Source organism: Aeromonas sp. R3-1 (assembly GCF_040908345.1).
Lineage (GTDB): Bacteria > Pseudomonadota > Gammaproteobacteria > Enterobacterales > Aeromonadaceae > Aeromonas > Aeromonas veronii.
In genome coordinates this window covers 20,832-41,767 of the sequence record NZ_JBFODN010000193.1, presented here as the reverse complement: position 1 = coordinate 41,767, position 20,936 = coordinate 20,832, and the positions used below count along the sequence as shown (strand labels likewise).

Sequence of the window (20,936 nt, the reverse complement as noted above, 5' to 3'; positions counted from 1 at the left end):
TCTAGGTTGGTGGACAAAAAACGCACAATAAAAAGCCCGGGATGAACCCGGGCTTTTTATTGTCTGCTGAGCGGAGAGTTACTTGCCTATGCAGAAGCTGGAGAAGATACGGCCCAGCAGATCGTCGGAGCTGAATTCGCCGGTGATCTCGGAGAGGGACTCCTGCGCCAGGCGCAGCTCTTCAGCTACCAGCTCGCCGGCCACGAACACTTCCAGCTGCTCTTTGGCCACCAGCAGCCGCTCGGCAGCACGCTCCAGCGCATCCAGATGGCGGCGGCGGGCCATAAAGCCCCCTTCGGTGTTGCCCTGGAAGCCCATGCAGGCTTTCAGGTGCTCGCGCAGGGCGGGCAGCCCCAGCTCGGTTTTGGCGGAGATGCGGTAGACGGCGTGGCCCTGCTCCTGACTCGGTGCCAGATCCTCGCCGGTCAGATCGGCCTTGTTGCGAATGACGGTGAGGCCGATGTTTTTTGGCAACCGATCAACAAATTCCGGCCAGATCTCTCGCGGGTCAACCGCATCCGTGGTGGTGCCATCCACCATAAACAGCACCCGGTCGGCCTGTTCGATCTCGGCCCAGGCACGTTCGATACCGATCTGCTCCACCTTGTCCTGAGTGTCGCGCAGACCGGCGGTGTCGATGATGTGCAGCGGCATGCCATCGAGATGGATGTGTTCGCGCAGCACATCGCGGGTGGTACCGGCAATCTCGGTGACGATGGCCGACTCGCGGCCCGCCAGGGCATTTAGCAGGCTCGATTTGCCGGCGTTGGGGCGACCGGCGATCACCACCTTCATCCCTTCCCGCAGCAGCGCGCCCTGTTTGGCTTCCCCGCGCACGTCGTCCAGCTCGGACATGATGGCGTAGAGGTCGCCCGCCACCTTGCCGTCGGAGAGGAAGTCGATCTCCTCGTCCGGGAAGTCGATGGCCGCTTCCACATAGATGCGCAGCCGGATCAGGCTCTCCACCAGTTGCTGGATTTTGCTGGAGAACTGCCCCTGCAGGGAGTGCATGGCGCTGCGGGCGGCCTGTTCGCTGGAGGCTTCGATAAGGTCAGCGATAGCTTCGGCCTGGGCCAGATCCAGCTTGTCGTTGATGAAGGCACGCTCGCTGAACTCGCCGGGGCGGGCAGGGCGGATGCCATCGATTTTCAGAATGCGGCGGATCAGCATGTCCATGATGACGGGGCCGCCGTGGCCCTGCAGCTCCAGCACATCCTCGCCGGTGAAGCTGTTGGGGGCTTTGAACAGCAGGGCGATGCCCTGATCCAGTACCTGGCCTTGCTCATCCCTGAACGGCAGATATTCGGCGTAGCGCACCCGCGGGAGCTTGCCGAGCACTATCCCGGCGACCTGTTCGGCGGCGGGGCCGGAGACCCGGACTATGCCGACGCCACCACGGCCTGGCGCGGTGGCCTGGGCCACGATCGTATCTGTTGTCATCTTGCTTGGCTCGTTTGTTCGCTGATAGGAAAACGTAGTGGGGACATTGTAATAAAAAAGGCGACCCGAAGGCCGCCTCTTTTGTCATCACGGGAAGATTAGCTGCGTGAATGCAGTCCTTTCTTCTCCAGCTGACGATAGATGATGGTCTGCTGGATGATGGAGATGACGTTGCTCACCAGCCAGTAGAGAGTCAGGCCAGCCGGGAACCAGAGGAACATGAAAGTGAAGATGATCGGCATGAACTGCATCACTTTCTGCTGCATCGGGTCGGTTACGGTGGTCGGGCTCATCTTCTGCAGATACCACATGGAGGCACCCATGAGGATTGGCAGCACGAAGAAGGGGTCCTTCACTGACAGGTCAGTGATCCACAGGGCAAACGGCGCGTGACGCAGTTCGACGGACTCCATCAGTGCCCAGTAAAGGGCGATGAAGATCGGCATCTGAACCAGGATCGGCAGGCAGCCACCCAGCGGGTTGACCTTCTCCTTCTTGTACAGCTCCATCATGCCCTGAGACATCTTCTGGCGATCGTCGCCGAAGCGCTCGCGCAGGGCCGCAATCTTGGGTTGCAGCATGCGCATCTTGGCCATGGAGGTGTACTGGGCCTTGGTCAGCGGGAACATGATGCCGCGCACCAGCAGGGTCAGCATGATGATGGCCAGACCCCAGTTCTGGACGAAACCGTGGAACACGGTCAGCAGCCAGTGCAGCGGTTGGGCGATGAACCACAGCCAGCCGTAGTCGACGGTCAGGTCGAGGTGGTTAGCCACCTTGGCCATCTGGTCTTGCAGCTTGGGACCGACCCACAGCTTGCTGGTCACTTCAGCCTGTTGGCCGGCAGCCACGTCAACCAGCGGCGCCTTGTAACCGATGATGGCTTGGCCTTTGCCCGGGATCACACGGCTGTAGAAGCTGTTGGTATCGTCGGCATTTGGTGCCCAGGCAGAGACGAAGTAGTGTTGCAGCATGGCGACCCAACCACCCTTGGTGGTCTTGTTCAGGTCGGCATCCTTCATCTCGTCGAAGGTGTACTTCTTGTAGCGGGTATCTTCAGTGGAGAAGGCACCACCACGGTAAGCGCTGGCTACCATGGCATGACCTTCCTGATCCTTCGGCGTTGCTACGGTCTGCTTCAGCTGACCATAGAACTGCACCTGAACCGGCTCGGCAGATTTGTTGTCGATCTTGTAATCAACGCCAACGGCATAGTCGCCACGCTTGAGGATGAACTCCTTGGTGAAGACCACGCCCTTGCTGTCGGTCCAGGTCATCGGAACGACGACTTGATCCTGACCATCGGCCAGCTGATAGCTGGTCTGGGCGGCTTCATAGGTAGGACGACCTTCGGCCTGACTGTCCGGACCGTTGCGACCCACCAGACCGCTCTGGGCGATATAGAGGTGCTCAGGCTTGCTGGTCAGCAGCACGAACGGTTGGTCCTTGCCCTCTTCCAGTTTGTGAGACAGCAGTTCAGCAGACACGACGTCACCACCCTGGGTATCCAGGGTCAGCTTGAGCACGTCAGAGGAGACGGTGATCAGCTTGCGTGCGGCAGTCGCGTTGGCTTGCTCGGAAACCTGAGGAATATCACCGGTCTGACCGGCTTCAGGTACGAAATGTTCGGTTTGGGCCACGGTAGTCGGGGCCGGCTTCGGAGCCTTGTCGGACTCCCACTGTTGCCAGAGCAGAAAGCTCACGAACAGCAAACCGATCAGGAGTAGATTGCGTTGTGATTCCATAGTCTTCAGTTTCTTCGCTTTGGTTGCGGAACCGGGTCATAACCACCCTCGGATAAGGGATGGCATTTTAATAGACGTTTGCTAGCTAACCAAACGCCTTTTATGAAACCGTGAAGTCGGATGGCTTCTATCGCAAATTGGGAACAAGTTGGAGTAAAACGGCAGCGCGGCCCGAGCAGAGGGCTAATGATTAGCTGATACAGGCGTATCAGTTTGATAGCTACCCATTGCAACGGCGTGACAGAGTGCGCCATAGCTTTTCCAGTAACTTGAACAGTTCCTCGTTATCCATCTCTTTCACACCGGCCTTGGCGATCACCACGATGTCGATAGCGGGCAGCTGATGTTGTTTGAGGCGGAAACTTTCCCGGACCACCCGTTTGACACGGTTACGCCAGACGGCACGCTTGAGTGCTTTTTTAGGCACAGCGAGACCAAGACGAGAGTGTTCGAGTGAATTGGGGCAGGCGAGAAGCGTAATTTGCGGGGAAGCAGCCCGGACAGGCTCGGCGAAAACGCGTTTGAAGTGTTCGGGAGTTAACAGACGTAACTCCCGAGAGAAGGTGTGCTGGGTAGGCATTAGACTACCAGGCGGGCACGACCCTTGGCACGACGAGCGGCCAGAACTTTACGACCGTTGGCAGTTGCCATGCGGGCGCGGAAACCGTGAGAGCGCTTGCGCTTCAGGTTGGACGGTTGAAAAGTACGTTTCATGATTCGATTCCGTATTTCTGTACAGTTTTGATTGTCACACTTAGCCGACGCGCCAGCTATAGCGTGTGACGACTAGCAAAAGAGGCCGAATTCTAAACAGAGTTCGGCTTTTAGTCAATCCGCCGTTCCCTCTCATCCTGCCATGGTCTTGAAAAGGCCACTGCCGAGCGTGAGGATCCAGAGGATCAAGGGCTCCGGATTATACTGGCAACCCGGGGTTAAACAAGGGATCCCTCAATAAAAAAGGCGGCCAGGCCGCCAAAGAGAGAGCTATTTAAGGACTTTCCGCAAGAACTCCCGGGTACGGGGATCCTTGGGATCGACCAATATCTGATCCGGCGGGCCCTGCTCGACGATCCGCCCCCCTTCCATGAAGATCACTCGATCGGCAACATCACGAGCAAATTCAATCTCATGGGTCACCACCACCATGGTCTGGTGCTGGCGGGCCAACTCTTTCATCAGTCCCAAAACCTCGTCGACCCACTCGGGATCGAGGGCCGAAGTGGGCTCGTCAAACAGGATCACCTTGGAGTGGGCCGCCATGGCGCGACCAATGCCGACCCGCTGCTGCTGGCCGCCGGAGAGGGAGGCCGGATAGGCATCCTGCTTGTCGGCGAGACCAATGTCCTTGAGGATGCCGAGCGCTGTGGCACGGGCCTCGGCTTTTGGCTGCTTCCAGACGGTGATCAGCCCTTCGGCGATGTTGTCGAGCGCCGTCTTGTTGGCAAACAGGGCGTAATTCTGGAACACGAAGGAGGCCCGTTTGCGCAGCTCGATCGCCTGCTGTTCGCTGGCCTTGGCCAGATTCAGCTCGAGATCGTCGATGGCCAGGGTGCCCGCATCCGGGGTCTCCAGCAGGTTCAGGCAGCGCAACAGGGTCGATTTTCCGGTGCCGGAGGGGCCGATGATGACGACAATTTCCCCCTTTTTGACCTCCAGATCGATGCCGTTGAGCACCTGATTGCCGTGATATGCCTTGGAGAGGCCGGTTAGCTTGATCATGATAGCCCTCCTTTAATAGGCACGGTTGAGACGAATTTCCAGCAGATGCTGCAAGCGGGTAAAGAAGATCACCACCACCCAGTAGATCAGCGCCACCGCCATAAAGCTCTCGAAGAACTTGAAGGAGGAGGAGGCTTCCATCTGCGCCTTGCCCATGATCTCGGCCACTCCCAGCGTGAAGGCCAGCGAGGTGCTTTTGATCATGTCGATGAAGTAGTTCATCAGCGACGGGGTGGCGATGCGGGCCGCCTGCGGCAGGATGATCCGCTGCATAGCCTGATAACGGCTCATGCCGATACTGAGCGCCGCTTCCATCTGGCTTTTGTGAATGCCGAGGATGGCTGCGCGGATCGACTCGGCCATATAGGCGGCGAAGTGCAGGGTCAGACCGACGATGGCGGCGGTAAAGGCATCCATCCCCACGAAGATCGGGAATAGTTGCGGCAGTCCGTAGTAGAGCAGGAACAGCTGAACGAGAAGCGGTGTACCCCGAAAGAACGAGATATAGAGCATCGCCAGCCAGTGAATCGCAGGGACGCGAAACACTCGTACTATCGCCAGGGCCAGCGAGAGTACGAGTGCCAGCACGAATCCCCACAGGGCCATCTCCATCGTGGTGCCCAGATATTTGAGCAGGATGGGAAACAGCCCCAGCGTGTATTCGAGGTCAAATTCCATCATTTATTTGTCGGTGATGTCGGAAGCGAACCATTTCTCGGAGATCTGACGCAGGGAGCCATCCTTGCGCATGGCGGTCAGGGCCTCGTCGACCTTTTTCAGCAGCGCCTGTTTCTCCGGGGTCTTCAGGAAGGGCAGGGCGTTCTCGATAGTCTCGAACGGTGCGCCAGCCTGTTGCAGCGGCAGCTTGGACTCTTTGATCAGCTGGGCGGTGGAGACGCGGTCCATCACGAAGGCATCGATGCGACCCAGGGCAACATCCTGCTCGAAGGCGGAGTCATAGGTGCGGATATCGATCTTCTTGTTCGGGTCATTCTTGCGCAGCAGCTCTTCGAAGTTGGAACCCAGGTTCACGGCCACCTTCTTGCCTTCCAGATCCTTGATACCGTGAATGGTGCTGTTGCCCTTGCGTACCACGATCTGGGCGCCGTCATAGACGTAAGGCTGGGAGAAGTCGTACTTCGCCTTGCGCTCGTCGGTGATGGTGATCTGGTTGGAGATGGTGTCGATGCGGCCGGTTTCCAGCATGCCGAACAGGCCGGAGAAGCTGGCGGTCACGAATTCGACCTTGTAGCCGGTGCGCTCGCCGATCTGGTTCCACATATCCACTTCAAAGCCTTGCAGCTTGTCCTGCTTGACGAAGGTGAACGGGAAATATTTGCCAGACATGCCGACCTTGATGGTCTCTTGGGCGATGGCCTGACCGGACAGGGTGGCGAGCAGGATGGCTGCGCCGGAAATCAGTTTGATGGATGTTTTCATGGTGTTTCTCTCTCTCAATGTCTTGTATTTGTAGTTGTAATAACTGGCTTTACCCTGATGTTATTGGAATAAAATTTAAAAAATAAATGACATTTGGTTATATGAAATAACAGGAGAGAAGCACGGGATCGACCAATCCGGACGGTGGATCAAGCTGTGGGTAACTTTGGGGATGAAATCCGATCCAAAGGCGCTGGATCCTTGAAAGTCAAGGATCTTATTTGCTGGATCCACCGGGCGATGGCTGGAGATCCGGCGGCTAAAAACGTAGAATAGCCGGTCTTTAGTTAATCAATCGACAGGAGTTTAGAGTGACTGCTTCGCTATGGCAGCAGTGCCTTAACCGGCTGCAAGATGAGTTGCCCTCGGCAGAATTCAGCATGTGGATCCGGCCGCTTCAAGCGGAGTTGAGTGACAATACTCTGACCCTGTATGCACCGAATCGCTTTGTTCTGGACTGGGTACGAGACAAGTATCTCATCCGGGTTAACGGCATCATCAACGAACTCTGCGGGGTCGACGGCCCCGCCCTGCGTTTTGATATAGGCAATCGTCCCCATCCTGTTGCTGTCGCCAGAGCGCCGGTACAGGGTGCCGCGCCTGTGAATAACTTGCAGAAGAGCTGGGAAAGCAAGGCTGAAGCCAAGCCCGAGCCGAACCACAAGAGCAACACCAACGTGAACTATACCTTCGAGAATTTCGTCGAGGGTAAGTCCAACCAGTTGGCGCGTGCGGCTGCCCGTCAGGTAGCGGACAATCCGGGTGGTGCTTACAACCCGCTGTTCCTCTATGGCGGCACCGGCCTGGGTAAAACCCACCTGCTGCACGCCGTTGGCAATGCCATCAAGGAGAGTAAAAAAGATGCCAAAGTCATCTATATGCACTCCGAGCGGTTTGTTCAGGACATGGTGAAAGCGCTGCAAAATAACGCCATTGAAGAGTTCAAGCGTTACTACCGCAGCGTCGATGCCCTGCTCATCGATGATATCCAGTTCTTCGCCAACAAGGAGCGCTCCCAGGAGGAGTTCTTCCATACCTTCAATGCCTTGCTGGAAGGTAACCAGCAGATCATCCTGACCTCGGATCGCTATCCGAAGGAGATCAACGGTGTCGAGGATCGCCTCAAGTCCCGCTTCGGCTGGGGCCTGACCGTGGCGATCGAACCGCCGGAGCTGGAGACCCGCGTCGCGATCCTGATGCGCAAGGCAGACGAGAACCAGATCCATCTGCCGGACGAAGTGGCCTTCTTCATTGCCAAACGTCTGCGATCCAACGTCCGTGAACTGGAAGGCGCCCTCAACCGGGTGATCGCCAACGCCAACTTCACCGGCCGTGCCATCAACATCGATTTCGTGCGCGAAGCGCTGCGCGACCTGTTGGCACTGCAGGAGAAGCTGGTCACCATCGACAATATCCAGAAGACGGTGGCGGAGTACTACAAGATCAAGCTGGCGGATCTGCTCTCCAAGCGTCGTTCCCGCTCTGTTGCCCGTCCGCGCCAACTGGCGATGGCACTGGCCAAGGAGCTGACCAACCACAGTTTGCCGGAGATAGGTGATGCCTTTGGTGGCCGTGACCACACTACCGTTCTTCATGCCTGCCGCAAGATCGAGCAGCTGAAGGAGGAGAGTCACGACATCAAGGAGGACTATTCCAACCTGATCCGTACCCTTTCTTCCTGATAACGGAATCGAGTGGACAGATGCAGCGCGAATATTCCAACCTGATCCGAATCTTTTCCTCCTAATCACAACGGAGAGCACAGATGCAGCTCGAAATTAGCCGTGAGGCCCTGTTACGTCCTCTGCAACTGGTGTCCGGCGCCCTCGGCGGCCGACCGACCCTGCCGATCCTCGGCAACGTGCTGCTTGATGTCAGCAACGGTCTGCTGTCACTGACCGGTACCGATCTCGAAGTAGAGATGATCGGTCAGGTCTATCTGAACGGGGCCAGCGAAGATGGCCGCACCACAGTACCGGCGCGCAAGCTGCTGGATATCTGCCGTGGTCTGCCGGAAGGCGCCGAGATCCGTCTCAATACCGAAGGGGAGCGCCTGATCATCCGCTCCGGTCGTTCCCGCTTCAACCTCTCGACCCTGCCAGCGACCGAGTATCCGAACATCGAGGATTGGGAATCCGTGCTCGAGTTCGATATCAGCCAGCTGGAGCTGAAGAAGCTGATCGATGCGACCCAGTTCTCCATGGCCAGCCAGGACGTGCGTTACTACCTGAATGGCATGCTGTTCGAGAGCGAAGGTCACGGTCTGCGCACCGTGGCGACCGATGGTCACCGTCTGGCCACCTGCCGCCGCGAGGTAGTAGGGGAATCGCTGCCCGATCATCAGGTTATCCTGCCGCGCAAAGGGGTACTGGAGCTGGTGCGTCTGCTGGAGGCGGAAGACAAGCCGGTGCGGCTGCAGATCGGTCGCAGCAATCTGCGTGCAGCCCTCGACGGCTTCATCTTCACCTCCAAGCTGGTGGATGGCCGCTTCCCGGATTGGCGCCGCGTCATTCCGCGCAACAGCGACAAGGCCCTGATCGCCGGTCGTGAGGATCTGCGTCAGGCGTTTGCCCGTGCCGCCATCCTCTCCAACGAGAAATTCCGTGGGGTGCGTCTCAATCTGCAGGAAAACCTGCTGCGCATCACCGCCAACAACCCGGAACAGGAAGAAGCCGAAGAGCTGCTTGACGTACAATATGCCGCTGGCGAGATGGAGATCGGCTTTAACGTCTCTTATGTGCTCGACGTGCTGAATACGTTAAAATGTGACCAAATTCGGATTAGCCTGAGCGATTCCATCAGCAGTGCCATTATTGAGGATTTTGAACATCAGGATGCTCAGTACGTGGTGATGCCGATGCGGATCTAGTCGTGTCCCTGGTCAAACTCCAGCTCAGCGACTTTCGCAATATCCAGCAAGCCAGTCTCAAGCTGTCGCCCGGCCTCAACATTCTGGTCGGGTGCAATGGCAGCGGCAAGACCAGCGTGCTGGAAGCCATTCACTACCTTGGTCTGGGGCGCTCCTTTCGCACTCATTTGACCGGGCGGGTTATCCGCCAGGGGGAGAGGGCATTTACCCTGTTTGCCCAGTGCGAGCTGGAGGGGCGTCAGGTACCGATCGGTCTTGCCAAAGACAAGAGTGGCGAGACCCAGCTCAAGATTGCCGGGGCGCAGGCCCAGCGGCTGGCCGATTTGGCGGAGCTGTTGCCGGTGCAGTTGATCCATCCCGATGGCTTCAACCTGCTGACGGGCGGGCCTCAGGCTCGCCGGGCCTGGCTCGATTGGGGCGTTTTCCATCAGGAGCCGACCTTCTTTGCCCTCTGGGGGCGAGTGCGGCGGCTGCTGAAACAGCGCAATGCGCTGCTGCGTCAGAGCACCCAGTACCGCCAGCTGGCGTTTTGGGATCAGGAGTTGGTGCGGCTGGGGGGTGATCTGGCCGAGTTTCGCGCCAGTTATTGTCAGGCCATTACGCCTCTGATCAAGGAGATGACGGCGGATTTTCTGCCGGAATTCGATATCAGTCTCGGCTTTTACCGGGGCTGGGAGAAAGATACTCCCCTCGGCGATCTGCTGGAGGCGGGGTTTGAGCGGGATCGGGCGCTGGGCTATACCGGTGTCGGTCCACAGAAAGCCGATGTGCGCCTCAAGGCGAACGGGGTACCCGCTCAGGATATTTTGTCCCGGGGTCAGCTGAAGTTGCTGGTCTGCGCCATGCGACTGGCCCAAGGGCTCTATTTGAATCAACATAGCAGCCGTGGCTGTATTTTTTTAATTGACGATTTTGCCTCTGAACTGGATGTCGACAAGCGCCGCTTGCTGGCCGCAAGGCTGAAGCAGTGCGCGTCCCAGGTGTTTATCACCGCCATCGACACCGGTCAGCTCGCAGACATGATGGATGCGAATGACTGCAAGTTGTTCCACGTGGAACAAGGTAAAATCTCCGAAACGTTAGAGAAGGCAGAGAGTAAGCTATGAGTGAAAATACTTACGACTCCTCGAATATCAAGGTGCTGAAGGGCCTGGATGCGGTCCGCAAGCGCCCGGGGATGTATATCGGCGATACGGATGATGGCTCGGGTCTGCACCACATGGTGTTCGAGGTCGTCGATAACTCCATTGACGAGGCGCTCGCTGGCTACTGCTCCGATATTCTGGTCAAGATCCATTCCGACGGTTCTGTCTCTGTGCGTGACAATGGCCGGGGTATCCCGGTAGACATGCACGAGGAGGAGGGCCGCTCCGCCGCAGAGGTCATCATGACCGTGCTGCACGCTGGCGGTAAGTTCGATGACAACTCCTACAAGGTATCCGGCGGCCTGCACGGTGTGGGTGTCTCGGTAGTTAACGCCCTCTCTGACAAGCTGTTGCTGACCATTCGTCGTAACGGTCACGTCTACGAGCAGACCTATCATCTGGGTGAGCCACAGGCGCCGCTCAAGCAGATTGGCGACAGCACCGGCACCGGTACCGAAGTTCGCTTCTGGCCGAGCCCGGCCATTTTCAGCGATACCCTGTTCCACTACGAGATCCTGGCCAAGCGCCTGCGCGAGCTCTCCTTCCTCAACTCCGGTGTCTCCATCCGTCTGCAAGACGAGCGTGATGGCCGCGAGGCGCATTTCTGCTACGAGGGTGGCATCAAGGCGTTCGTTGAATACCTGAACCAGAACAAGACCCCGATCCACCCGAAGGTGTTCCATTTCACCACCGAGCAGGATGGTATCGGCGTTGAAGTGGCGATGCAGTGGAACGACGCCTATCAGGAAGGGGTCTACTGCTTCACCAACAACATCCCGCAGCGGGATGGTGGTACTCACCTCGTTGGCTTCCGTACCGCGCTGACCCGTACTCTGAACTCCTATATGGACAAAGAGGACTACAGCAAGAAGGCCAAATCTGCCGCCAGCGGTGATGACGTGCGTGAAGGTCTGATTGCCGTTATCTCCGTCAAGGTGCCGGATCCCAAGTTCTCATCCCAGACCAAAGACAAGCTGGTCTCTTCCGAAGTGAAGACCGCCGTTGAACAGGCGATGGGTGAGAAGCTGGCTGACTTCCTGCTGGAAAACCCGGGCGATGCCAAGATCGTGGTCAACAAGATCATCGATGCGGCCCGTGCCCGCGAAGCGGCCCGCAAAGCCCGCGAACTGACCCGCCGCAAAGGCGCGCTGGATATCGCCGGTCTGCCCGGCAAGCTGGCTGACTGTCAGGAAAAAGACCCGGCTCTTTCCGAACTCTACATAGTGGAAGGGGACTCTGCTGGCGGTTCCGCCAAGCAGGGTCGCAACCGTAAGAACCAGGCCATCCTGCCGCTCAAGGGCAAGATCCTGAACGTAGAGAAGGCCCGTTTCGACAAGATGATCTCCTCGCAAGAGGTGGGTACCCTGATCACCGCACTGGGTTGCGGTATCGGTCGCGACGAGTACAACCCGGACAAGCTGCGTTATCACAACATCATCATCATGACCGATGCGGACGTCGATGGTGCGCACATCCGAACCCTGCTGCTGACCTTCTTCTATCGTCAGATGCCGGAAATCATCGAACGTGGCTACGTCTACATCGCTCAGCCGCCGCTCTATAAAGTGAAGAAGGGCAAGCAGGAGCAGTATCTGAAAGACGAAGATGCGCTGCTGCAGTACCAGACCGCCATGGCGCTGGATGGTGCTACCCTGCACGTTAACGAGTCTGCCCCGGCCATCGGTGGCGAGGCACTGGAGCGCCTGGTCAACCAGCACCGCTCGGTGACTCACCTGATCACCCGCATGTCTCGTCGTGCGCCGGAAGCTGTGCTGACCCAGCTGATCTATCAGCCGGAGTTGAACGAAGCGCTGCTGAACAGCGAGAGCGATCTGCTGGCCTGGTGTCAGGGGATGGAAGCCGTGCTCAACGAGAGCAACCACGGTATCCAGTACCAGATCCAGGTTCGTCGTGATGAAGAGCGCAGCCTGTACGTGCCGCACGCCGTGGTACGTCAGCACGGTGTTGACCGCGAATATCCGCTCAGCTACGACTTCCTGCAGTCCGGTGAGTACCGTCAGTTGGTTTCGCTGGGCAAGGAGATCGCCAACCTGATCGAGGAAGGTGGTTTCATCAAGCGTGGCGAGAAGGTCAAACCGGTTGCCAACTTCGTGGAAGCCGTCGAGTGGCTGATGGGCGAAGGCAAGCGCGGCATCTACATCCAGCGCTATAAAGGGCTGGGTGAGATGAACCCGGACCAGCTGTGGGAAACCACCATGGATCCGGAAGCCCGCCGCATGCTGCGCGTCACCATCGACGACGCCGTCGGCGCTGACCAGCTCTTCTCCACCTTGATGGGTGATGCCGTTGAGCCCCGTCGTGACTTTATCGAGACCAACGCCCTGCGCGTGGCCAACCTCGACGTCTAATCGGCGCAGTCAGACAGCAAAAAGCCGCTCCTTGTGAGCGGCTTTTTTTTATTTTCAGGGGCGGGGAAATGGCACGTTCCACGTGAAACATGAAACTGCTTGGTGTTGATGGTTATAACTCAGCTCAGTTCTGGTGCCAGGCAGTAGAGTCGCAGGCGATGGCCATCGGGATCAACAGCCATGCCGGTATAGCCAAACTCCATCCGGGTTGGTTGCTGGAGGATGGTCAGGCCACGAGCTTGCCACTCTGACAAGCCAGAATCGACACTGGTTTCATCAGGCAGCGAGAAGGCCAGTTCCATGGCGCCAGCACTTTGGGTAACGGCTGGCTCGACGGTGGTACTGGACCAGAGCGCCAGTCTGGCGCCTGACTCGAATACGAACATGGCAAAGGTAGGTGACTCCTCCACCGGCTGGCGACCGAACAGCTCTCGGTAGAAGAGCGCGCTGCGGGTCGGGTTGGCAACGTAGAGGATGGTGAACTGGGGGACTAACATGGTGATGCTCCTTGCTGATGAGATGGCGCATCGGCGCCGACCCCGTCAGCATGGCGCTACCTGCTGTCAGTTTCTGTCAGCAATGAATTTAGGCTGTGGGATCTGCTGGGTGGCGCGCCACTCCTTCAGCAGGCTCTCTCTGCTTTTTGGATAGCGGCAATCTTGTGGCTGCATCCGGGTGATGCGATCGACCCGAAAGTGGCGAAAGCCCTGACGCAGTTCGCACCAGGCCACCAGTACCCGTACCTGTTCGAAGTAGCCTAGAGCAAAGGGCCAGACGGTGCGCTCAGAGGCCTCATCCTTGAGATCCCGATAGATCAGGGTCACCTTACGTTGCTGGCGGATGGCACTGCGCAGGGGGGCTTCATCGGTGAGGCTGTCGCTGCGGGAGGTGCCGATCAGCAGGGCATTGCTCTGGAGCTGCTGGCGATAGTCGGCGGGCAGCACGGCTTCTATCTTGGCCAGCGCACTGCTGGCCGATGCACTCAAGGCTCCGTCACCGTGGGCGACTACCCAACGCGAACCAAGCACCAGTGCATCCAGCTCCTCTTCACTGAACATCAGTGGCGGCAGCATGAAGCCGGGACGCAGCACATAGCCGATCCCTGGTTCACCCTCGATATGGGCACCTTGCGCCTGCAGGGTGGCGATATCCCGATAGAGGGTGCGCAGGCTGATGCCAAGCTGGCTGGCCAGCTCCGCGCCTGTGATGGCGTAACGGTGGCCGCGCAGCAGCTGGAGCAGGGCCAGCAGGCGTTCGGAACGGGACATGGGATGACTCCTCGGGATTTCTGATTAGCCTGCCATAGCGGAGTGAGCGGGTATAGAGGATGTCATCAGACATTGTTACCGCGAAAAGATCGTCGCCACTCGCTGGGGGAGATGGCAAAGCGCGCGCGGAAGTGATTGCGCAGGGAGGTGGCACTCTTGAAGCCGACCAGCTCGGCGATGCGATCGATGGAATGGCCGCTTACCTCCAGCAGTTCCTGACTGCGCCTGAGCCGCTCCGCCAGCAGCCATTCACCCACCGAGAGGCCGGTAGCCTGATGAAAACGGCGGGTAAAGGTGCGTCGACTCATCAGGGTGAGATCTGCCAGAGAGTCCAGGGTGTGAGGGTCGGCCAGATGGGCACGCAGGTGGTCGAGCAACTGGTTCATCCGGACATCGCGGGTGGAGGCGGGCACCGGCTGCTCGATAAACTGGGCCTGCCCCCCTTCCCGGTGAGGCGGGATAACCAGCCGCCGCGCCACCTTGTTGGCGATGGCCGAGCCGTGGTACTGGCGCACCAGATAGAGGCAGCAGTCCAGCCCGGCGGCAGTACCTGCCGAGGTGACCAGCCCCTCGTCATCCACATAGAGGGCGTTGGTATCGAGCTGCACGCAGGGAAAGCGGTGGCAGAAATCCTGTTCGTACTCCCAGTGGGTCGATGCCTTGCGACCATTGAGCAGCCCAGCGTAGGCGAGCACATAGGTGCCGAGACAGAGCCCGACCAGTCGGGCACCTCTGGCTCTGGCGGCAATCAGGGCATCGAGCAGCGCTGCGGGTGGCCGTGCTGCCGGGTCGTGCCAGAAGGGGATGACGATGATCTCCGCCTCGGCCAGCACCTCCAGCCCATGAGGAGCCTGAATGGTGAAGCCTTGCGCCGAGTGTGAATGAGGGTTGCCATCACCGCAGCAGATCTTGAGCTCGAACAGCGGCTGGCCCGGCAGGATATCGCCGAAGATGAGGCAGGGGACGGCGCAGTGAAAAGGGCTGAAGTGATCGAAGGTCACCACGGCAACGATCGGGGTGGGCATTATGTTGACTCCTCTCTGCGCGCAGACCTCTCATCATAAGCGTTCGGCAGTGAAAGCCGAAGGGCCATGTCTGGCATGACCCTCCTGCGGATCACTGCGATATCGCCTCGCCATCTTCCGGCACACGTACCCGATCCATCATGCCCCGTTCCGCCAGATAGTCGCGCAGCTCCTGGCGCGACAGCACGGCGTGGTTGACCGCCTCCATATGGCTAGCGATCAGCGTGGCCTGCGGTGCGGCCTGATAAACGGCGGCGACATCCTCCTTGCCCATGATGATGGAACCGAGTCCGGGCACCTGTGCATCGCCGCAATTGAGGATGATGACCTCAGGCTGATGCTGTTGCAGGGCTTGCTCGACCGAGGGATGCCATATGGTATCACCGGCCAGATAGAGGCTCTGTTCATCGGGATGGGAGAAGACCACGCCGCATACTTCTCCCATGCGCTCGCCCAGTACCGCCATCAACGGGTCGCTGCCGTGCTGGCCACCGGTCTGCTGCAGGCGAATGCCGGCAAACTCGGGCTGGTCGCTCAGCAGCCGCACATCCTCAAAGCCACTGGCACGAATGGCATCAGCATCTTTCTGATGTTGTACCAAGAGCGGCAGATGTTTGGGGATCAGGGCTCTGGCGGCATCGTCCCAGTGGTCGGGATGGTCGTGGGTGACGATAACGGCGTCCACATCGACCAGCTCATTGATCGGCCGCGGCAGCTCGACCAGCGGATTGCGCAGCTGGCTGTTGGCGGTGCCCTCAAAGCCGGGGAAGGCCCCCTTGGCCGAGAGCATGGGGTCGATCAGAAAGCGGGTGCCGGCATAGTCGAGCAGCAAGGTAGCGTTGCGAACCTGGGTAATCTTCATGGGATGGCTCCATGTTGGCTGGTGGATATGCAACCAATTATGGGGCGCTAAGCGAGTTGCCATCAGTGGCCCACGGGTCGATTATCATCACTATCGGGCCAACGGGTTGATGTTCTACAGGTCGGCGCGGCCATTTAAAAAATTTGAAAAAATCCCCTTGAAAGGAAAAAGTGAGCCCCTATATAGGTAACAAGGCCGGAACGCTCGACAGAGGTTTCGACCAGGCGCCAGTCCATTAGGAGGGCAAACAATCCGTTATCGCTCACAAGAGGGTAATACTATGCGTTCTATCGACTTTTCTCCGCTCTATCGTTCTGCCATCGGTTTCGATCGTCTGGCCAATCTCATCGAATCTGCGGCCAGCAATGGCAATGCCGGTTATCCCCCCTACAACATCGAGCAGCTGGGTGACAACGACTACCGCATCAGCATGGCGGTGGCGGGCTTTACCCAGGAAGAGCTGGAGCTGAGCTTCCAGGAAAATCTGCTGACGGTGAAGGGCAACAAGCAGGCCGACACTGGGCGCAACTATCTCTATCAGGGGATCGCCGAACGTGGTTTCGAGCGCCGCTTCCAGCTGGCCGACTATGTGCGGGTGAAAGGGGCCGACCTGAAAAACGGCTTGCTGCACATCGAGCTGGTGCGTGAAGTGCCCGAGGCGATGAAGCCGCGCAAGATCGAGATCAACGGCTGATAGCCTGAACTCACTGAAATTTTAAAATTTCCCGGGTGCCGATGACGGGCCTGTGGAGAGTTGAACCTGTTGCTTATTAGAAGGATAGGATTATGCGTAACCTCGATTTTTCTCATCTCTATTCCAACGCCGTCGGCTTCGAGCGGATGGCCCGTGAGCTGGAAGGTCTGTTCGAGCAGAAGACCGCCGCTTACCCCCCGTACAACATTGAAAAGCGCGATCAGGATGGCTATCGCATCACGGTCGCCGTGGCTGGCTTCGAGCGCGAAGAGCTGGAGCTGGAGACCGAAAACGGCACCCTCAAGGTGAAGGGGCGCAAAGGGGCTGCGGCTGGTGAGCGTCAGTTCCTCCATCAGGGGATTGCCGAGCGCGACTTCGAGCTCGCCTTCAAGCTGAGCCAGCACGTGGAAGTGCAGGGCGCCAAGCTGGAGCATGGTCTGCTGACCATCGATCTGGCGCGCGAATTGCCGGAGGCGCTCAAGCCCCGCGCCATCCCCATCGGTAAACCCGAGCAGCTGGCGCTGCCCGGTTAAGCAAATCGGATCGCGATAAACAACAAAGGCCTGCATCTGCAGGCCTTTCTGTTTTTGGCTGGTGGCCGGACTGACTTAGCCGGCGTAGAGGGCATTGATTTCGTCTGCCAGAATGGCGATGCCACGGCGCACCAGCTCCTCGCTCTGGGAGTAGTTGAGGCGGATGCACTCTTGGCTGTGGCGCCACTCGGGGTCATCGATGCCCGGGAAGAAGTAGTGACCCGGCACGATCAGCAGGTTCTTCGCCTTCAGTCGCTCATAGAGCTCCTGACAGTGGATCGGCAAGCCTTCAAACCAGAGCCAGAGGAAGAGGGCGCCTTCCGGTTTATGAATGTGGAAGCGCGGGTCGGGGATCGCTTCGCGCAGCAGCTGCACCGCCAGCTCTGCCTTTTGCTGATAGAAGGGTTTCACCACCTGTTCGCTGAGGGTGATGATCTCGCCGCTCTCAATCATCGGGATGGTGATGGCAGGCCCCAGACTGCCCGGCGCCAGATTGATGATGCCGCTCAGGTTGGTGATGGCCTGAATGATCTTCTCGTCGGCGATGACGATGCCGCAACGGGTGCCTGGCAGGCCCAGCTTGGAGAGGCTCATGCAGAGGATGGTATTGGTGTTCCAGAACGGCTTGGCTTCGCTGAAGATGATGCCCGGGAAGGGGACGCCGTAGGCGTTGTCGATCAGCAGCGGAATCCCCTTATCGCGGGCGATCTGATCGAGATGTTCGATCTCTTCGTCGGTCAGCACATTGCCGGTGGGATTGGTGGGGCGGGAGACACAGATCACCCCGATATCGTCACCCACCTGCAGGCTCTCGAAATCCACATGGTACTTGAACTGGCCATCGGGCAGCTTCTCGATGGTGGGCTTGTAGGCCACGAAGTAGTCGTCGGCCAGCGCCGAGTCGGCATAGCCGATGTACTCGGGGGCGAGTGGGAACAGCACCTTCTTCTTGCGGCCATCGGCAAATTCGCCGGCCAGCAGGTTGAACAGGTAGAAGAAGGCATTCTGACTGCCGTTGGTCAGGGCGATATTGCGGGCCGAGATATCCCATCCCAGCTCCTTGCTGAGCAGGGCAGCCAGCGCTTTGGTGAACCTGTCTTTGCCTTGCGGGCCGTCGTAGTTGGCCATCGCTTTGACCAGCTCGCCGTTGTCGAGCAGGCTCTTGGCCTCGGCTTGAAAGCATTCCAGCATGGCGGGGATGGGGGCCGGATTGCCGCCACCCAGCATGATGGCGTCCGGATTGGTCAGCCCCTGATTGAGGTCATCCATGAGTTGGGTAATACCGGCGTGGCGAGTGAACTTCTCGCCGAACAAGGAAAATTCCATTCAGTGACAGATCCAGATTTGAGTTACGGGGATGTTGCACCATAGCTCAGTTTAAAAGCGGGTGTCGATCAAAAAGATGGGACGTTCCACGTGGAACATGGTGCAAAAATCAAGCGTGGTTAAAAGCACCAACTGTTGGTTTAAAAATGACCTAGCGGGATGCATTTTGCGACTCAATTTGGTATCGAGATATAGTTAATTTAAACAAAATCATCATGTTATGAATTGTGTGAGGATTGGCACAACTATTGGAATAGCTATCTGGTCATCTCAACCATACCGGAGCAAACCAGATGAAAAGCCTGATCGCTACCCTGATTGTGAGTGCCCTGAGCCTGAACGTGATGGCCAACGAAAACCCGCGGCCCGAGCTGGAGAGTGCCCAGCTGGAGCAGGATGTGCAGAGCGAGTTGCAACAGGCATCCCATGCCGTGGTGCAGGATGCGTTGCACAATCTCAAACCGCTGGCGCTGGATACCCTGGTGGTGGAGGCGAGTCAGGCTGTGGCGACTCACCCCGAGAGCTGAGGTAGCGCAGGGGGGTCTGTCCTGTATGTTGTTTGAAGAAGCTGATGAAGGCGCTGTCGCTGGAGAACTCCAGCGCAGCGGCAATCCGGCTGATGGGCTCGCTTTCTGCCAGCAGCTCCATGGCGCGCAACAGCCGCCACTGCTGACGCCACGCCTGATAGCTCATGCCGGTCTCCCGCATGAAGATGCGGCCAATGGTCTTGTCACTGGCACCCACCCGCTCGGCCAGCCGGTTGAGCCGATCTGGCAGGGCATCCCCCCGTTTCAACTGCTGTAGCCAGTCGCCCAGTCTGGGATCGGTCGGCAGCGGCAACTGCCACGACTCCCGCGGCGCCTGCCCCAACTCCTCCATAAACAGTGCAACCGTCCGTTGCTGCTGCTCTTGCGGTTTGTCCCACGGCCAGAGCGCCATCCGCTCGATCAGTTCGTGCAGCAGCGGATTGACCGCCAGCACTTCGACCGTGCCGGGCAACTCGGGGTGCGGCTGGAAGTAGAGGGAGCGGTAGGCCACCACACCGCGCATCAAGATCCGGTGTGAGGTGCCTGCAGGCAGCCAGGCGGCGCGGGTGGGTGGCAGCAGGCAAACCCGACCTTCCAGCTCCATGGTCATGCAGCCGGATTGGGCGAACAGCAGCTGATGGCGTTGATGTTGATGCAGACCCGAGTCGTGCCAACCGAGGGCGGAGGCAATGCCGATCACGCTGCCCGTCAGCTGGTCGGGGTCAAAAGGGTGATCGGGAAGAATAAAGGCCATATGTCCGATTTTTGATGTTTATAGTCCTGCTTATTGTAATCAGACAATCTGAATCTCTCTAGAATGGCGACCTCTTGTGAAGGAGGTTTGTCATGAACAACAAGTTGCCACCGCTCTGGCTGGTGGTGGGGTTGATGATGTTTCCCCAAATTGTGGAGACCATCTACAGCCCGGTCCTGACCCACATCGCCAGCCAGTTTCAGGTGAGCGAGGGGCAGGCATCCCAGACCCTGTCGGTCTATTTTCTGGCGTTTGCGGTGGGCGTGGTCTGCTGGGGACGGCTCTGCGATCTGATTGGGCGGCGTCCTGCCATGCTGGCGGGTCTGCTCACCTATGGTGTAGGCACCCTGCTGGCGCTGCTGGCCAATCAGTTTGAAACCCTGCTGCTGGCCCGGGTTATCTCGGCCTTTGGCGCTGCGGTGGGATCCGTGGTGACCCAGACCATGCTGCGCGATAGCTATCAGGGCAGCGATCTGGCGCGGGTCTTCTCGGTGATGGGTATAGCGCTCTCACTCAGCCCAGTGTTGGGGTTGCTCAGTGGCGGCCAGCTGGCGAGCGGGTTCGGCTATCTCGGGGTGTTCAGCTGTCTGCTGATACTGGCGGTAGGTTTGTTGCTGGTGACCTGCTGGCAGTTGCCGGAAACCCGTCCGGTTAGTACCCAGCGAGTCGCGCTCTGGCCGCTGGCGTGCCGGATGATAAATGATGGTGGGCTCTGGCGCAGTGCCATGCTAGTTGCCCTGTTCAACACCATGCTGTTTGGTTACTACAGTCTGGCCCCGTTCCTGTTTGCTGGGTTGGGGTTGAGCACTGGCGAGTTTGGTTACTCGGGGATCTTGCTGGCGTTGGCGACTCTGCTCGGCAGCCTGCTCAACAAGCATCTGCTGGGGAGGGGGTGGCTGCCGTCATCTCTGGTCAGGTTGGCTTGCGCTCTGGCGCTGGTTACCGGGCTGCTGGTATGGGCGACTCAGGCCAGCCTCTGGTTCCTGTTGCCCATGATGGGTGTAGTCATCGCTTTTGGGCTGGCGATTCCTAATGTGCTGAGTCAGGCGCTGCTGGCCTATCGCGAGGTAGCGGGCAGTGCTGGTGCCCTGTTCGGGCTTGGCTACTACCTGCTGCTTAGTCTGGGGTTGGCGGTGGCGGCCGGATTGCAGGAGCTCGGCCTGTTGCTGAGTGGCTGCGGTCTGCTGGCGCTGATTTGCAGCGGGCGTCGTTCCACGTGA

Annotated in this window: 22 protein-coding genes; 8 read left to right on the top strand and 14 right to left on the bottom strand. The window is 58.6% G+C overall.

All coding sequences use genetic code 11. The annotated features are described in order from the left end of the window. Positions 1-78: 78 nt before the first annotated feature. From mnmE to AB5Y85_RS12040, 8 genes are all read right to left on the bottom strand, one after another. Positions 79-1,440, bottom strand: coding sequence for a tRNA uridine-5-carboxymethylaminomethyl(34) synthesis GTPase MnmE (gene mnmE / locus AB5Y85_RS12075; protein WP_042063286.1), 1,362 nt, complete (start codon positions 1,438-1,440; stop codon positions 79-81). Positions 1,441-1,538: 98 nt separating this feature from the next. Next, the gene (yidC, locus tag AB5Y85_RS12070; RefSeq protein WP_005355794.1) at positions 1,539-3,185 is read right to left on the bottom strand and encodes a membrane protein insertase YidC; all 1,647 of its coding nucleotides are present in this window, start codon (positions 3,183-3,185) and stop codon (positions 1,539-1,541) included. Between the two features lie 5 nt (positions 3,186-3,190). After that, positions 3,191-3,439, bottom strand: a complete 249-nt coding sequence (yidD, locus tag AB5Y85_RS12065) for a membrane protein insertion efficiency factor YidD (RefSeq protein ID WP_010672280.1) — start codon at positions 3,437-3,439, stop codon at positions 3,191-3,193. Next, entirely contained in the window at positions 3,406-3,765 is a 360-nt protein-coding gene (gene rnpA / locus AB5Y85_RS12060; RefSeq protein ID WP_005339313.1) for a ribonuclease P protein component, read from the bottom strand. The genes yidD and rnpA overlap by 34 nt, the downstream gene beginning before the upstream one ends. Next, the gene (gene rpmH, locus AB5Y85_RS12055; protein ID WP_005307156.1) at positions 3,765-3,899 is read right to left on the bottom strand and encodes a 50S ribosomal protein L34; all 135 of its coding nucleotides are present in this window, start codon (positions 3,897-3,899) and stop codon (positions 3,765-3,767) included. The genes rnpA and rpmH overlap by 1 nt, the downstream gene beginning before the upstream one ends. 270 nt (positions 3,900-4,169) lie before the next feature. Beyond that, positions 4,170-4,904, bottom strand: coding sequence for an amino acid ABC transporter ATP-binding protein (locus AB5Y85_RS12050; RefSeq protein ID WP_005339311.1), 735 nt, complete (start codon positions 4,902-4,904; stop codon positions 4,170-4,172). Positions 4,905-4,916: 12 nt separating this feature from the next. Continuing rightward, positions 4,917-5,585, bottom strand: a complete 669-nt coding sequence (locus AB5Y85_RS12045) for an amino acid ABC transporter permease (protein ID WP_013724235.1) — start codon at positions 5,583-5,585, stop codon at positions 4,917-4,919. Then, entirely contained in the window at positions 5,586-6,344 is a 759-nt protein-coding gene (locus AB5Y85_RS12040) for an amino acid ABC transporter substrate-binding protein (RefSeq protein WP_005339308.1), read from the bottom strand. A 311-nt stretch (positions 6,345-6,655) separates the two neighbouring features. On the opposite strand from AB5Y85_RS12040, the gene dnaA reads away from it, so the two are divergent. From dnaA to gyrB, 4 genes are all read left to right on the top strand, one after another. Further along, positions 6,656-8,026 (top strand): chromosomal replication initiator protein DnaA, encoded by a 1,371-nt coding sequence (dnaA, locus tag AB5Y85_RS12035; RefSeq protein ID WP_005339307.1) that lies wholly within the window; start codon positions 6,656-6,658, stop codon positions 8,024-8,026. A gap of 83 nt (positions 8,027-8,109) precedes the next feature. Continuing rightward, positions 8,110-9,213 (top strand): DNA polymerase III subunit beta, encoded by a 1,104-nt coding sequence (gene dnaN, locus AB5Y85_RS12030; protein WP_005339306.1) that lies wholly within the window; start codon positions 8,110-8,112, stop codon positions 9,211-9,213. Between the two features lie 2 nt (positions 9,214-9,215). Next, on the top strand, positions 9,216-10,319 hold the full coding sequence (gene recF / locus AB5Y85_RS12025) for a DNA replication/repair protein RecF (RefSeq protein ID WP_257687324.1): 1,104 nt from the start codon (positions 9,216-9,218) through the stop codon (positions 10,317-10,319). Next, positions 10,316-12,727, top strand: coding sequence for a DNA topoisomerase (ATP-hydrolyzing) subunit B (gene gyrB / locus AB5Y85_RS12020; protein WP_005357188.1), 2,412 nt, complete (start codon positions 10,316-10,318; stop codon positions 12,725-12,727). Before recF ends, gyrB begins: the two co-directional genes overlap by 4 nt. 119 nt (positions 12,728-12,846) lie before the next feature. Here gyrB and AB5Y85_RS12015 read toward each other — a convergent pair whose 3' ends face one another. From AB5Y85_RS12015 to AB5Y85_RS12000, 4 genes are all read right to left on the bottom strand, one after another. After that, a complete protein-coding gene (locus AB5Y85_RS12015; protein WP_257687323.1) occupies positions 12,847-13,224 on the bottom strand; it encodes a VOC family protein in 378 nt (125 codons plus the stop codon). 66 nt (positions 13,225-13,290) lie between these two features. Continuing rightward, positions 13,291-13,995, bottom strand: coding sequence for a YafY family protein (locus AB5Y85_RS12010; RefSeq protein ID WP_127007981.1), 705 nt, complete (start codon positions 13,993-13,995; stop codon positions 13,291-13,293). Positions 13,996-14,060: 65 nt separating this feature from the next. Beyond that, positions 14,061-15,020, bottom strand: coding sequence for a helix-turn-helix domain-containing protein (locus AB5Y85_RS12005; RefSeq protein ID WP_257687322.1), 960 nt, complete (start codon positions 15,018-15,020; stop codon positions 14,061-14,063). A 91-nt stretch (positions 15,021-15,111) separates the two neighbouring features. Further along, entirely contained in the window at positions 15,112-15,882 is a 771-nt protein-coding gene (locus AB5Y85_RS12000; protein ID WP_257687321.1) for an MBL fold metallo-hydrolase, read from the bottom strand. A 280-nt stretch (positions 15,883-16,162) separates the two neighbouring features. Between AB5Y85_RS12000 and AB5Y85_RS11995 the strand changes: the two genes are divergently transcribed. Continuing rightward, the gene (locus tag AB5Y85_RS11995; protein ID WP_005339298.1) at positions 16,163-16,576 is read left to right on the top strand and encodes an Hsp20 family protein; all 414 of its coding nucleotides are present in this window, start codon (positions 16,163-16,165) and stop codon (positions 16,574-16,576) included. 92 nt (positions 16,577-16,668) lie between these two features. Then, positions 16,669-17,109, top strand: a complete 441-nt coding sequence (locus tag AB5Y85_RS11990) for an Hsp20 family protein (protein ID WP_005339297.1) — start codon at positions 16,669-16,671, stop codon at positions 17,107-17,109. 75 nt (positions 17,110-17,184) lie between these two features. Here AB5Y85_RS11990 and AB5Y85_RS11985 read toward each other — a convergent pair whose 3' ends face one another. Continuing rightward, a complete protein-coding gene (locus AB5Y85_RS11985; RefSeq protein WP_257687320.1) occupies positions 17,185-18,435 on the bottom strand; it encodes a valine--pyruvate transaminase in 1,251 nt (416 codons plus the stop codon). Between the two features lie 293 nt (positions 18,436-18,728). Between AB5Y85_RS11985 and AB5Y85_RS11980 the strand changes: the two genes are divergently transcribed. Further along, positions 18,729-18,962 (top strand): hypothetical protein, encoded by a 234-nt coding sequence (locus AB5Y85_RS11980; protein ID WP_005342304.1) that lies wholly within the window; start codon positions 18,729-18,731, stop codon positions 18,960-18,962. Here the strand turns inward: AB5Y85_RS11980 and AB5Y85_RS11975 are convergent. Then, a complete protein-coding gene (locus tag AB5Y85_RS11975) occupies positions 18,892-19,716 on the bottom strand; it encodes a helix-turn-helix domain-containing protein (protein WP_236399356.1) in 825 nt (274 codons plus the stop codon). The genes AB5Y85_RS11980 and AB5Y85_RS11975 overlap by 71 nt on opposite strands. A 92-nt stretch (positions 19,717-19,808) precedes the next feature. Here AB5Y85_RS11975 and AB5Y85_RS11970 point away from each other — a divergent pair, with 92 nt between their 5' ends. Beyond that, a complete protein-coding gene (locus tag AB5Y85_RS11970) occupies positions 19,809-20,936 on the top strand; it encodes a multidrug effflux MFS transporter (protein ID WP_257687319.1) in 1,128 nt (375 codons plus the stop codon).